This is a genomic window from Pedococcus sp. 2YAF34, assembly GCF_052114585.1.
GTDB lineage: Bacteria > Actinomycetota > Actinomycetes > Actinomycetales > Dermatophilaceae > Pedococcus.
Map to the genome: position 1 here is coordinate 74935 of NZ_JBFRFA010000003.1, position 13226 is coordinate 88160.

Annotated in this window: 9 protein-coding genes; 3 read left to right on the forward strand and 6 right to left on the reverse strand. The window is 74.2% G+C overall.

Features of this window, described 5'->3' with window-relative positions:
• Positions 1-49 precede the first annotated feature (49 nt).
• Complete coding sequence (locus tag AB4Z02_RS02720; protein ID WP_441969115.1) at positions 50-2218, reverse strand: ATP-dependent DNA helicase UvrD2; 2169 nt, start codon at positions 2216-2218, stop codon at positions 50-52.
• 73 nt (positions 2219-2291) lie between these two features.
• Positions 2292-2735: a PPOX class F420-dependent oxidoreductase gene (locus AB4Z02_RS02725; protein ID WP_441969117.1), complete on the reverse strand. Its 444-nt coding sequence runs from the start codon at positions 2733-2735 to the stop codon at positions 2292-2294.
• A 130-nt stretch (positions 2736-2865) separates the two neighbouring features.
• Here AB4Z02_RS02725 and AB4Z02_RS02730 point away from each other — a divergent pair, with 130 nt between their 5' ends.
• Positions 2866-3129 carry a glutaredoxin domain-containing protein gene (locus AB4Z02_RS02730; RefSeq protein WP_056883426.1) on the forward strand — a complete coding sequence of 88 codons (264 nt, stop codon included), beginning with the start codon at positions 2866-2868 and terminating at the stop codon, positions 3127-3129.
• 56 nt (positions 3130-3185) lie between these two features.
• Here AB4Z02_RS02730 and nudC read toward each other — a convergent pair whose 3' ends face one another.
• Complete coding sequence (gene nudC / locus AB4Z02_RS02735; protein ID WP_441969120.1) at positions 3186-4130, reverse strand: NAD(+) diphosphatase; 945 nt, start codon at positions 4128-4130, stop codon at positions 3186-3188.
• Between the two features lie 41 nt (positions 4131-4171).
• Here nudC and AB4Z02_RS02740 point away from each other — a divergent pair, with 41 nt between their 5' ends.
• Positions 4172-5572: a phosphotransferase gene (locus AB4Z02_RS02740; protein WP_441969122.1), complete on the forward strand. Its 1401-nt coding sequence runs from the start codon at positions 4172-4174 to the stop codon at positions 5570-5572.
• 66 nt (positions 5573-5638) lie between these two features.
• Here AB4Z02_RS02740 and AB4Z02_RS02745 read toward each other — a convergent pair whose 3' ends face one another.
• Positions 5639-6094, reverse strand: coding sequence for a MarR family winged helix-turn-helix transcriptional regulator (locus AB4Z02_RS02745; protein ID WP_082590356.1), 456 nt, complete (start codon positions 6092-6094; stop codon positions 5639-5641).
• A gap of 76 nt (positions 6095-6170) precedes the next feature.
• Here AB4Z02_RS02745 and AB4Z02_RS02750 point away from each other — a divergent pair, with 76 nt between their 5' ends.
• Complete coding sequence (locus tag AB4Z02_RS02750) at positions 6171-6572, forward strand: cupin domain-containing protein (protein WP_441969124.1); 402 nt, start codon at positions 6171-6173, stop codon at positions 6570-6572.
• A gap of 30 nt (positions 6573-6602) precedes the next feature.
• Here the strand turns inward: AB4Z02_RS02750 and AB4Z02_RS02755 are convergent, their stop codons facing one another.
• Both AB4Z02_RS02755 and AB4Z02_RS02760 read right to left on the reverse strand, forming a co-directional pair.
• Complete coding sequence (locus AB4Z02_RS02755; protein WP_441969126.1) at positions 6603-10052, reverse strand: UvrD-helicase domain-containing protein; 3450 nt, start codon at positions 10050-10052, stop codon at positions 6603-6605.
• Complete coding sequence (locus tag AB4Z02_RS02760) at positions 10049-13198, reverse strand: ATP-dependent helicase (RefSeq protein ID WP_441969128.1); 3150 nt, start codon at positions 13196-13198, stop codon at positions 10049-10051. The genes AB4Z02_RS02755 and AB4Z02_RS02760 overlap by 4 nt, the downstream gene beginning before the upstream one ends.
• Positions 13199-13226 lie beyond the last annotated feature (28 nt).

Sequence of the window (13226 nt, forward strand, 5' to 3'; positions counted from 1 at the left end):
CAGCAACGCATTTAACGAGAAATTCGGCAGAGAATTCTGCGGCCGGCGGTCAGTCTTCGGAATCTGTTGCAGCCGAACGAGTTTCGAGAACTTCTTCTACGGAGGAACCGCCGATCAGGGCGAGGACCTGCGCGCCGTACAGACCCAGCTTGCGGGCCCCGACACCGGAGATCTGCGCCAGCTGGCCCTCGGAGGAGGGCTCCCGCTCGGCGATGGCGGTGAGCGTGGCGTCGGTGAACACGACGTAGGCGGGCACGCTCGTCGCGCGGGCGACGGCCAGGCGCCACTCGCGGAGCCGGTCGAACACGGCCTCGGAGTAGGTGGGGGGGCAGTCGTCGCAGCGACCCGTCTTGCGCTGGGCCGCCGTCGTCAGCTCGGTGCCGCACGAGCGGCAGTGGGCAGGCAGCACGGGCTTCCCGGGCTTGCCCGCGGCGCCGCGCCGGCCGGAGCTGTTCTTGGGCTGGGACCGCGCGCCCTCACCGAGGATGCTCGAGGCGCCGTCGAGGAACCTCGACGGGCGACGGCTGGCCCGGGCGCCGGGCGTGCGGGCACCAGCCCACGACAGCCGCAGCTCGCGGCGGGCGCGGGTCACCCCGACGTAGGCGAGCCGGCGCTCCTCCTCGATCGCCTCGGGGGTGTCGGCCATGGTGATCGGCAGGTAGCCGTCGGACACCCCGGCCAGGAACACCACGTCCCACTCCAGGCCCTTGGCGGCGTGCAGCGAGGCGAGGGTGACACCCTGCACCGCCGGCGCGTGCTGGGCGGCGGCGCGTTCGTCGAGCTCTCGCACGAAGTCCGGCAGCCGAGCCTCCGGTGAGGCGGCGACGAGGTCGTCGGCCAGGGCGGCGAGCGCGGCGAGCGACTCCCAGCGCTCGCGGGCCGCCCCACCGGCGTTGGGCGCCTCCCGGGTCCACCCGGCGCCGAGGAGGACGTCCCGGACGAGGTCCGGGAGCGGGATCGACCCGTCGTCGGACCGCGCCGCGCCGCGCACCAGCAGGATCGCGTCGCGGACCTCCCGACGGGCGAAGAACCGCTCGCCACCGCGCACCAGGTAGGGGATGTCCCGCTCGGCCAGCGCCGCCTCGAAGGCCTCGGACTGGCCGTTGGTGCGGAACAGGACCGCCATGTCGCCCGGGGAGACGCCCTTGGCCACCCGGTCGGCGATCTCGCCCGCCACGGCGGCGGCCTCGGCCGGGTCGTCCGGGTGGGCGGTCAGCGAGGGGGTCGGGCCGTCGGCCGCCTGCGCCTGCAGGGTGACGGCGTTGCTGCGCATCGCGCCGGAGGGCCCGCGGACCACGAGGTTGGCGAGCCCGACGATCTGCGGTGTCGAGCGGTAGTTGCGCACCAGCCGTACGACCTGCGCCTTGGGGTGCGTGGCCGGGAACTCCAACAGGTGCCGCGGGCTCGCGCCGGTGAACGAGTAGATGGTCTGCGCGGGGTCGCCGACGACGCACAGGTCGGGGCGCTCACCCACCCACAGCTCGAGCAGCCGCTGCTGCAGCGTGTTGACGTCCTGGTACTCGTCGACGACGAAGTGCCGGTACTGCGCCCGCACGGCCCGCGCGATGTCCTCCCGCTCGGAGAGGATGCCGACGGTCAGGAGCAGCACGTCCTCGAAGTCGATGACCCCGCGCTGGGTCTTGACCTGCTCGTAGGCCTCGAGCACGCGGGCCATGGCCGTGGCGTCGAGGCCCGGCGGCTCACGGCGGGCGGCACGGGCGCCGGCGGCATACGTCTCCGGGGTGAGCATCGAGACCTTGGCCCACTCGACCTCGGCGGCGAGGTCGCGGATGGCGGTGCGGTCGCGAGCCAGGTCGAGGCGCAGCGACGCAGCCGCCTGGGCGACGGCCGCCGCCTTGTGCGGCATGACCTCGGGCGCGGCACCCCCGATGGCCTGCGGCCAGAAGTAGTGGAGCTGGCGCAGCGCGGCCGCGTGGAAGGTGCGCGCCTGCACCCCTCCCACCCCGAGGTCGCGCAGGCGGGTGCGCATCTCGCCGGCAGCGCGGGCGGTGAAGGTGACCGCCAGCACGCGCTGGGGCTGGTAGGCGCCGGAGTGGACCCCGTAGGCGATCCGGTGGGTGATGGCCCGGGTCTTGCCGGTGCCCGCCCCGGCGAGCACGCACATCGGCCCCAGGGGGTGGGCGGCCACCTCACGCTGCTCGGGGTCGAGGGCGGTGAGGATCTCGTCGGCGCTGGGCGTCGCAGGTGCAGGGGACATCGCCCGCGATCCTGTCAGACCCCGCTGACGGCGGCGTACGCGTGTCCCCAGCCCGGTCCGGCCCACGCGCCGGTCACTGCACCAGGCCGTAGACCTTGTGCACGTGGACCCGCAGGATGCGCCGGTGGTCGGCCACCATCGCCCGGCGGTAGTCGCCCCAGTCCGGGTGGTCCTCCCCGCGGATGGCCCGGTAGAGCTCGACGAGCTCCTCCACCGTGGGGTCGTCCTCCGCCCGCGCGACGGGCGACAGCTCGGCATCGCCCTCGAGCACGGTGTACGACCAGCCGTCGGGCGAGGTGACGAGCAGGGACGCGCGCGGGTCGCGCTGCAGGTTCGCGACCTTGGCCCGGCCGTCGACGACCGACACCCTCGCCGTCGCCGTGTCGCCCTCGAGCGCGAGCGCGTAGTTGACCATGGACAGCTGGGGCCGGCCGTCGCGCTTGAGGGCAGCCAGGGCGGCGAGGTTGCGGGAGGCGGCGAGTCGCAGGAGCGCTGGGTCGAGGCGGGTTTCGGGCATGGGACATCATGGTCACCGACGTCACACCGGCGCAGGGGAAGACCGCGGCCCCCGTCGACGTTGACGACCGTGGCCCCACGACGGGGCCCGTACGACGATCCCGACCCCTCGAGAGAGCGAGTGCTGCCCGATGTCGACCCTGAAGGCCCCGGCCCCCGGTTCCGTGACCATGTTCACCACCTCGTGGTGCGGGTACTGCAACCGCCTCAAGGCGCAGATGGGCCGCGAGGGCATCGCGTTCACCGAGGTGAACATCGAGGACGAGGCCGACGCGGTGAAGTTCGTGATGGACGTCAACGGCGGCAACCAGACCGTCCCCACGCTGCTGTTCCCCGACGGCACCGCCGCGACGAACCCCTCGATCAACGAGGTCAAGAAGCGCCTCGCCTCCTGACCCGCTGGACAGCCCTCAGCCGCCCCACCCGTCCGGGTCCGGGCGGCTGAGCGCTGTCACGGGCGGTCGAGCTCGTGGCCCAGCCAGTGCTCCAGCAGGCGCCGCGAGATCGACAGCCGACCCGACATCGCGAGCCGGCCGTCCTCGACGGCCGCCACCAGCTCCTCGCGGCTGAACCACCGCGCCTCGGCGATCTCGGAGTCCTGGAGCACGAGGTCGCCCCCCACGGCCCGCGCGGTGAAGCCCACCATCAGCGAGGTGGGGAACGGCCACGGCTGGTCGCCGAGGTACTCCACGTCGGTGACCTCCAGGCCCACCTCCTCGCGGACCTCCCGGGCGACCGCGACGGGCAGGCTCTCCCCCGGCTCGAGGAACCCGGCGAGGACGGAGAACCTGCCCTCGCCCCAGCCCGCGCCACGGGCCAGCAGCAGCCGGTCGTCCTGGTCGACGACGGACATGATCACGGCCACGTCGGTGCGCGGGTAGTGCTCGCTGCCCTCGGCGGTGCAACGGCGTAGCCAGCCGCCCTGGGCCGGCTCGGTGGGGGCGCCGCAGCGCGGGCAGAACGGGTGCGCGCGGTGCCAGTTGGCCAGCGCGAGGGACGTCGTGAAGAGGGTGGCGTCGAGCGCCTCGAGGTGGGCACCGACCTGCCGCAGGGTACGCAGCCCGCCCCCCTCCACGCCGTGGGAGCCGTCCGGCCGTCCGTGATCCTCCGGGGGTGGGTCGAGCACCACGGCGACGTGGGAGGCGTCGTGGTCGTCGACGCCGAGGAAGAGTCCGAGCCGGTCGATGTCGCCGGCCTGCGGGGCCCGCAGCGACAACCGCGCGAGGCCTTCCTCCTCGCGGACCTCGACCCGGTCGCCGTGCAGCTCCAGGACGCGGGTCGTCGGCGTCGCGAGCAGGTCCGCCAGCAGACCGGGGTCGCTGCGGAGCTCGGCCGAGCGGTCGAGCCCGGGCTGGGCGAACGGCAGATTCGGGAGAGTTTTGGCGAAGGAGCCCACGCCTCCACCCTAGGTGCGCCCTCTCGGCATACGGTGGGCGCGTGGAACGCACCCCCCTCTTCCTCGCCGCACTGGCCAGCGCCGCCGTGCCGGGCCTGGACCCCGCGAGCGTCGAGGCACTGCCGGGGACCCCCGACCACCAGTACGACGTCGCGTTCGTCCAGGACACCCAGCACCGCCGGTGGGTGATCCGGGTGCCGCGCAGCCAGGCTGCCGCGGCGCAGATGGAGTCCACCTTCGGGCTGCTCGGCCTCCTCGCGCGCCGGCTGCCGTTCAGCGTCCCCACGCCCAAGGGCTTCGCGCCGCTGAAGGAGGGCGGACGGGCCGCGATCTACCCCTTCCTGCCCGGCCAGAACATCGACTTCTCGGCCCTGCCCCCGGGCCCCGGACTCGCCGCCGAGCTCGGACGCGCCATCGCCGCGCTGCACAACGCCGACCACGGGCTCTTCGAGGAGGCAGGGCTTCCGGCCTACGACGCCGACACCTACCGCACGCGCCGGCTCACCGAGCTCGACCGGGCGGCCGCCACGGGGCACGTGCCGACGGGCCTGCTCGCCCGGTGGGAGAAGCAGCTCGAGGACGTGGCCCTGTGGCGGTTCGCGCCCACCCCGACGCACGGCGACCTCACCGGCGACCAGGTGCTCGTGGTCTTCGAGGACGACCAGGACGCCTCCACCGGCCGCGTCAAGGCCTTCACCGGGTGGGAGGACGCCAAGGTCGCCGACCCGGCAGACGACTTCTCCGCCCTGGCGACCCAGGCGTCCGAGCCCGCGCTCGAGACGCTCATGGAGGCCTACGCCCACGCGCGCTCCGAACGCCCCGACCCCCACCTGCTGACCCGCGCCCGGCTCGTCGCCGAGATGCGGGTCCTGTCGGCACTGCTGGCAGCGGTCGGCAGCGCCGACCGCCTGCTCGTCGAGCGCCACGCGGCCGCGCTGCGCCGGCTCGAGGACGAGGTGCACGAGCGGGAGGAGGCGGCCCACGACTACCGGCGGGCCGGGACCACCCCTGCGCGCCGCCCCGGGCCTGTCGTGGTCCCGCCGGACGTCGTCGAGGACACCGAGGACGAGGAGGACGAGGACGTCGCGGTGATGTTCGCCCCCACGGTCAACGAGGACGAGGCTGCCGACTACCTCGACCAGGCGGCGGACGAGGACGAGCGTCGCGACGACGGCGACGAGTCCCCCGCTGACCCCGAGGACCACGAGGACGAACGGGAGCAGGAAGAGCCTGAGGGCCAGGAGCACCTCCTCCACGATCCCGCGCAGGACGACCACGACGAGCAGCCCGTGCCTGAGCCGTATGACGACTCCACCACCGAGATCCCGGTCGCGTCACCGCCGGCGGCCCCACGGCCACCCGCCTCCGCGGCCCCGGTGCAGTTCGACGACGACGACGAGGACCCGGGCCCGGAGTTCGAGCCGGGCTACTCGCGCCCCTAGCCGCCGGCGCCTCCCCCGTGCCTCCCCCGTGCTTCCTTCGGGGCTGGCCCGGACCGCCTGCGCAGCTCAGGTCCAGTCGGACAAGTCGGTGGGGCCACGACCACCGGCGGCGACCACCGACAGGGTGGCCAGGGTGGCGTCGACGCCGGCGTCCCCCACGTCCTCGCGCCACCTGGCCAGTTCCGCGCGGAAGGCCGACGCTGACAGCCTCAGCATGCGACGACCTGCAGGCGTGGGCACGAGCAGCTTCTGACGAGCGTCCCGCTCGACGGGCTCGCGCCGCAGGAGGCCCATCTCCTCGAGCGTCGACGCGGTCTTCGCGGCCGCCTGCTTCGAGACCCCGAGCCGCTCACCCAGCTCGACGCTCGTGCAGCCGGCCCCGATCGCCTGCATCGCGAACCCGTGCGTGGCCCGGACCCCGGGGAACCCGTCATCGGCCAGCTGCGCGTGCACGGCGTCGACGAGGTTCCGGAACGCCGACATCAGCAGGAACGGCATTGCCAGGTCGTCCACTGGGTCCATGCCCCCACCCTAGGCCTTGTCGACAACCTGGTTGACCGTATATGGTCAACCAGGTTGTCCATCTGAGGAGGAAGTCATGGAAGAAGTGGAAGAGAGGGAAGGGCGACACCGTCCCCGCTCCGAGGCCCGGGTCTTCGACCTGCACGGCGTCAGGTTCAGCTCGTTGGTGTCCAGCGCCAGCGGCGCCAGGAGCATCGCTGCCTGGCGAGCCGACTTCGCGCCGCACACCCCCGGACGGCCCCACAGCATGACGGAGGAGGAGGTCCTGCACGTCCTCGCCGGTGAGCTTGACGTCGAGGTCGACCGCGAGCACTTCACCGCCCAGACCGGGGACGCCGTCCTCGTGCCGGCCGGGGCGGTGCTCACCGTCGGCAACAGCGCGGACGAACCAGCCTGCGCCTGGGTCACCTCCCTGGTGGGGATGAAGGCGTCGATGCAGCCGGGCGGCGAGGAGCTCGCGCCGCCCTGGGCGCAGTAGCGTCCCCGGTCGCGCTGTCCTGCTCGCGCCCTAGTCCGGTACCGCCGCGAGGAGCTGGGCGATGTGCGTGTCGTCAGGCAGCTCGGGGAACACGGTCTCCCCCGAGCCCGCGTAGTAGAACGCGGCATCGACGTCCTCGAGGTCCAGGCCGCGCAGGCGGGCGAAGGCGACGCGGTAGGCAGCCAGCTGCAGTGCGCGCGCCCGGGCCACCTCCCCCGACGGCTTGGCCCCGGTCTTCCAGTCCACGACCGTGAAGCCACCGCCGGGGCGCGGGAACACCGCATCGATGCGTCCGCGCACCGCGATGCCGTCGATCACGGTCTCCACCGCGATCTCGATCTCGGCCGGGGTGCGGGAGGCCCACTCGCTGGCGAGGAAGTGCTCCTTCATCACCGGCAGCTCGGCATCGTCTGCCGGGTCGTCGTCGGCGCTGCCGGGCAGGTCGAGGATGTCGACCATGGCCGCCTTCGCGAAGTGCTGCTCGACCCACGCGTGGAACGCGGTGCCTCGCCGGGCCGCGAGTGCGGGGGGCTCGGGCATCGGTCGACGGAGCGCCGACGCGAACCGCTCGGGGTCCTGCGCCAGCGACACCACCGCCGACGCCGACAGGTGGCGCGGCAGCAGGACGGTGACGTCGCCACGGGTCGCGAGCCGGCGCCGTTCCTCGAGCAGCAGGTCGAGCTCCTCGAGGACCGAGAGCCGTTCCCCCGGCAGCGGCAGCAGCCCCTGCTCGAGGGGGCCGTCGCCCCGTGACGTGCGCTGGTCGTAGTCCTCGATCGCCTGCTGCACCGCCATGGCGCCGTCGGCGAGGGCCGTCCTGCGCTCGGCCAGCGGGTCCGCCGGCCACTGCACCGAGACGACCTCCGCCGCGGCGGGGTTCTCCGCGCGCTCGGGCTCGAGCGGGTCGGGCATGTCGGCCCACTCCAGGACCTGCACGGAGAGGTCCTCACCCGCGAGGGCCTCGAGGAGGAAGCGCGAGGTCACCTTCGGTGTCTTCCCGTCGGTCCAGACCGGGGCCATGAGCAGCATGTCGGTCTTCGCGCGGGTGAACGCGACGTAGGCGAGGCGCCGCTCCTCGGCGACTGCGTGCTCGCCCCCGGCGTGCAGGAACTTCTCGACCCGGCCGTCGATGTCTTTCCAGTCCTCGGCCGCACGCCAGTCCAGGACGGGCAGGCCGTGGGCGTCGCCGCGCAAGGCGTAGGGGATGCCGCCGTCCTGCAGGCCCGCGACCCAGCCGCGGGCCTTCGGCGTGGGCACGGCCCACTCGTCGTCGACGACCCGGCTGACCGCCGACGACAGGGCCGGGAACGACCCTTCCACGAGGCCGGGAACCGCCACGGCGTCCCACTCCAGGCCCTTGGCCGCATGGACGGTGAGCACCTGGACGGCATCGGTGGAGGCCTCGATGTAGCCCTTGTCGAGCCCGCGCTCCTCCTTGAGGGCAGCGCCGAGCCAGGCGAGGAAGCCCCCGAGGTTGGGACGGTCGGCGCTGACGGTGAAGCTCGCGGCGACGTCGGCGAAGGCGTCGAGGTGTGCGCGGGCGGCCGTCGGGGTGTAGCCCTCCCGAGCGAGGACCTCGATGTCGAGGCCGAGCACGCGCTCGGCCTCCCCGACGAGGTCGGCGAGGGGAAGGCTGCTCAGCGACCTGAGTCGGCGGATCGCCTGCTGCAGACCCGCGAGCCGGCCGAGGGCGACGTCGCTGACCGCCTGGCCGTCGCGGCCGAGCCACCCCGAGGGCGGCAGGTCGTCGACGGCCTCGACGATGCTGACCCGGTCGGTGCTGTCCGGCGCCTGGTCGACCGGCTCGACCGTGGCGCCGCCCCCACCGGGGCCGGACTCCGTCGTGCCGCCGGTCGCCCTCGTCGCGTCGCCGGCCCCGTTGGCGGATTCGTCTCCTGCGGCACGACGGGCGGCGCTGATGCGCAGGTCCTGCTGGTGACGGGCCCAGGCCATCAGCCCGTCGAGGTCGGCAGCGCCGAGGCGGCACAGCGGACCGGTGAGCAGGCGCATGAGCTGGTCACCACGCGTCGGGTCGTGGACGACGTGCAGCAGTGAGGTGATGTCCTCCACCTCGGGGGTGAGCAGGAGGCCGCCGAGGCCCACGACCTCGTAGGGAACTCCCTCAGCCTCGAGGGCGTCGATCACGAGCGCGAACTGCGACCGCTTGCGGCACAGCACCGCGGCGGACTTCGCGCCCTGGGTGCGCCGGTCCCGCAGCCAGGTCGCGACGAGGGAGGCCTCCTGGGCGGCGGTGAGCACCCGGGCGGCGCTGACGCGGCCGGGACCGGACCCGGGGCGGGCCGACAGCTCCTCCACCGGGACGGCGGAGTCGGCGCGCAGCGACCCGGCCACGGCGTTGGCGACGTCGAGCACGGCTTCGTCGTTGCGCCAGCTCGTCGACAGCGGCTTGACCGGCGCCGGCGCGCCGGTCGCACCACCGTCGCGGAACACCTCGCGGAAGGCGCTGAGCGTGGTGGCGCTGGCGCCACGCCACCCGTAGATCGACTGGTGCGGGTCGCCGACCGCGGTCACGGGGACCGGCTCTCCCTCAGCGACGAACAGCGACCTCAGCAGCTCGAGCTGCGCCGCCGAGGTGTCCTGGAACTCGTCGAGCAGGACAGCCCCGAAACGCTGCCGCTCGATGGCGCCGATGTCCGGGAAGGTCATGGCCAGCCGGGCCGCGAGCGCCATCTGGTCAGAGAAGTCCATCGCGTCGCGCTGTCGCTTGAGGTCGAGGTAGCGCTCCACCATGGGCAGCACCCCCGCCCGGGCGCGCAGGGCGTCGCGCATCTTCCTGGCCTCGCCAGGCAGGTCCTTGGCGCGGCTGGTCCCCGGCGGCAGCGCAGCCAGGGAGGCGAGGACCTCCTCGAGGTGCTCGCGGACCTGGGCCGGGGTGACCAGGTGCTCGGCCATCTCGCCGGCGAGGTCGACGACGGCGGCGGTGACGGTCGACTCGGCGTTGGGCACGTGCTCCATCGGCCCGTCGTAGGCGGACACCACCTCCGAGGCGTACTGCCAGGCGGCGGCCTCGGACAGCAGCCGCGACTCCGACTCGTAGCCGAGCCGCAGGGCGTGCTCGCGGACCAGGCGACCTGCGTACGAGTGGTAGGTGGACACCGTCGGGGTGCCGCCGAGCACCTCGGCGCCGGTCTCCTCGTCGTCGGTGCGGGGGTGCCACACGTCACGCGACTGCAGCAGGCGCAGGCGGGCACCGATGCGCTCGGACAGCTCGGTGGCCGCCTTGCGGGTGAAGGTGAGGCCGAGGACCTGGTCGGGCTCGACGAGGCCGTTGGCCACGAGCCAGACGACGCGACCGGTCATCGTCTCGGTCTTGCCGGACCCGGCACCGGCGACCACGAGCAGGGGCGACAACGGCGCCTCGATGACGGCGACCTGCTGGGGCGTCGGCTCGGGCTGGCCCAGAGCCGCGGCGACCTCCTGGGCCGAGAGCCTGGCGCGCGGCTGTCCGTCGGTGCTCACAGCACCCTCCCCTCGGGCTGCACGGGGCAGGAGCTGCGCACCTGGCACTGCGTGCACCACTCACCCACCGTCGCGTGGAACGTCGACCCGGCCATGCCCTCGGCCGTCGCACCCACCAGCTCGGCGGCCCACTGCGGGTCCTCGTCCTCCCCCAGCGGCGGCTGGGTCTGCAGCGTGGTCTTCACCAGGGCGCTCTTGCCCACCTGCAGCAGGGCCGCCCCGGCGGTGGTCGTCCCGTGCTCGGGGAACGCGCCCTGCTCCACCCCGAGCTGGTAGGCGCCGAGCTGGGGGTGACGGGCCAGCTCGTCGGTGCGTGGCTTGCTGCTGCCGGTCTTGTAGTCGACGACCCGCAGGCCCTGGCCGTCGGGCGTCCGCTCCAGGCGGTCGACCTGGCCCGTGAGGACCGCGCGCCCCAGGACGACACGCAGGTCCAGCTCCGCTCCAAGCCGGGTCCAGCCGGCCGCCTCCGCCTCACGGAAGTAGCGGCCGAGCCGGCGCACCATGTCGTGCGCCTCGTGGCGCTTGCGGTCCGAGACCCAGCCCGACGCGAGCCCGAGGCGACCCCAGCGGGCGTCCACCTCCGCGACCATCCGCTCGGCGTCGGCGTCGCCGAGGTCGTGGGCGATGGCGTGCACCAGCGTGCCGATGTCGGCGGCCCCGACGGAGGGGCCGTCGCCGCCGACCGAGCTGAAGAGCCAGCGCAGCCCACACTTGCCGAACGCCTCGACCTTGCTCGGCGAGACCCGCACCTGCTGGTCGTCGGTGCGCAGTGGCCGGTCGTCGGACACCGACCGCATGACCCACCACTCACGGGGGTCGGCGCCGGGGACGCGCTCGTGGGTGAGGCGTGCCAGCGCGGCGACGGCGGTGTCGCGCTCGGCGGGGTCGGGGTCGAGGAGCTGGCGCCGCAGCTGGCCTACCAGGGTGGGGAGGGTCATGGTGCGGGCCACGTCGGCGAACGGTCGATCGCCTTGCTCCGCAATGGTTTCCGGGTCGACGACGTCGAGGTAGACCGAGGGCTGCTCGTCGTCGCTGCGGACCGCGGTGACGAGGACACGTTCGCTGGCGCGGGTGAGCGCGACGAGGAAGAGCCGGGTCTCGTCGTAGCGCACTGCTGCCTGCGCCGCCCGGAAGGTGGTCGACCGCCCGGACACGACGTCGACGAGGTGCTCGGAGCCCAGCAGCGAGCCGCGCAGCCTCAGGTCGGGCCACACCCCCTCCTGCACACCGGCGACGACGACGAACTGCCACTCCCGACCTGCCGCCGCCTGCGGGGTGGTGATGGTGACGGACTCACCGACCGGCGAGCGGGCGACGAGGGTGTCGCCCGGGATGTCCTGGCTGCCGATGTGGGTGAGGAACTCCTCGGGGCCGGCCTGGGGCAGCCGGTCGACGAACTTCGCTGCGGCGTCGAAGAGCCCGACGACGGCATCGAGGTCGCGGTCGGCGCGGGCCGAGGCCTGGCCGCCCGCGAGGGCGGCTGCCTGCCACTCCCGCGCCAGCCCGGTGGCCGACCACATCTCCCACAGCACCGACTCGGCGCTGACGCCCGTGGCCCACCGCCATGAGGCGCCCTCCACACCGCCCTTGGCGGCGCTGACCCCTGCGGCGATGGTGCGCGCGACCCGGCGCGCCGGGTTGGCCTCGGGCCCCAGCTCGACCAGCGCACCGGGGATGCACAGGGCCTCGGCGAGGAGCTCGTCGCTGGTGCGCCCACCGCCACCCTCGAGCTCGCGGCGCCGCAGCGCCCGACGCAGCCGGCGCAGGCCCACTGCGTCGGCGCCGCCCACCGGTGAGAGCAGCGCGTCGACGGCGACCTCGGGGGTGAGCGCGTCCTCGAGGCCCCGCGCCAGGTCGAGCACCACGCCCAGCAGGGCGAGCAGGGGCCGGACCGCCACCTCGTCGCGCACCGGCAGGTCGGTGGCCGACCCGGCGACGGGGACACCGGACGCCATGAGCACGCGGCGCAGCGTCGAGGTGCGTCCCTGGCCGCGCACGACGACGGCCATCTGCGACCACGGCACGCCGTGTCGCAGGTGGGCCTCGCGCAGCTCGGCGGCCACGCAGCTGGCCTCCTGGCTCACCGCCCGCAGCAGCCGCACCTCCACCTGGCCGCCGGGGCGGGCGGCGGTTGCCGCGCGCTGCGCCCCGCCCCCGAGCGCCCCGATCTTGGGCGCCACGCGACCGGCTGCCTCGTGGACCGCCGCAGGCAGGCGGTGGGCGGTGGGCAGCACCAGCGTGGGCCCGTTGCCCAGCTCGGTCCAGCCGTCGGCGAGGTATCGAGGGTCGGCGCCCCGGAAGGTCTGGACCGCGCTGTCGGGGTCGCCGAGGAGGACGAGGTCGATGCCCGGCGCCAGCACGGTCCGCAGGAGCCGCGCGGCCGCCGACGTGAGCTCCTGGGCGTCGTCGACCACGACGAGCCGCAGCCCGTCGCGCAGCCGGGCCAGGGCGTCGGGGTCCTCGACCAGCAGGTCGGCCGCGGCACCCAGGATCCACGCCGGGTCGTAGGCACCGGGCGCCGAGAGGGCGGTCACCTCGTCGTACTCGGCGAGGACGGACGCGGCGGCCACCCACTCCGGGCGGTCGCGCTCGCGTCCCCAGCGGGCGAGGTCGTGCGGCTCGAGGTCGAGCTCCACCGCGCGCATGAGCAGGTCGCGCAGCTCGTGCCGGAACCCGCGGGTGCCGAGGGCGGCGTGGACGCGCTCGGGCCACAGCGGCGCCTTCGTGTCGCCGGCCGCGTGCCCGGCGAGCAGCTCGCGAAGGATGACGTCCTGCTCGGGCCCGCTGAGCAGTCGTGGCGCGGGGTCGCCACGCAGCGCCGCGGCCTGCCGCAGGATGCCGAACCCGAAGGCCTGGTGGGTGCGGGCCAGCGGCTCGGTCGAGGTCCGCCCGAGCCGGGCCGTCACGCGCTCGCGCAAGGTCCCTGCCCCGACGCGCGACGACGTGAGGACCAGGCACTGGTCGGGCGTCGCCTCGCCGGCTGCGACCCTGGCCACGACGGCCTCGACGGCGGTGGTGGTCTTGCCGGTGCCGGGGCCCCCGAGCACACGCAGGACGCCGCCCCGGTGGTCGACGGCCTGCCGCTGCACGTCGTCGAGCGCGGGCGCGTCGACGACGAGGCTCGGGGCACGGCGCAGGGTCAGCACGGTCCTGATTCCATCACCTCGCGCCGAC

Bases quoted from the DNA above. Each gene is read 5' to 3' on its own strand.
- AB4Z02_RS02725 (WP_441969117.1), bottom strand. From the start codon at position 2,735: ATGCCCGAAACCCGCCTCGACCCAGCGCTCCTGCGACTCGCCGCCTCC.
- AB4Z02_RS02720 (WP_441969115.1), bottom strand. From the start codon at position 2,218: ATGTCCCCTGCACCTGCGACGCCCAGCGCCGACGAGATCCTCACCGCC.
- AB4Z02_RS02750 (WP_441969124.1), top strand. From the start codon at position 6,171: ATGGAAGAAGTGGAAGAGAGGGAAGGGCGACACCGTCCCCGCTCCGAG.
- AB4Z02_RS02745 (WP_082590356.1), bottom strand. From the start codon at position 6,094: ATGGACCCAGTGGACGACCTGGCAATGCCGTTCCTGCTGATGTCGGCG.
- AB4Z02_RS02730 (WP_056883426.1), top strand. From the start codon at position 2,866: ATGTCGACCCTGAAGGCCCCGGCCCCCGGTTCCGTGACCATGTTCACC.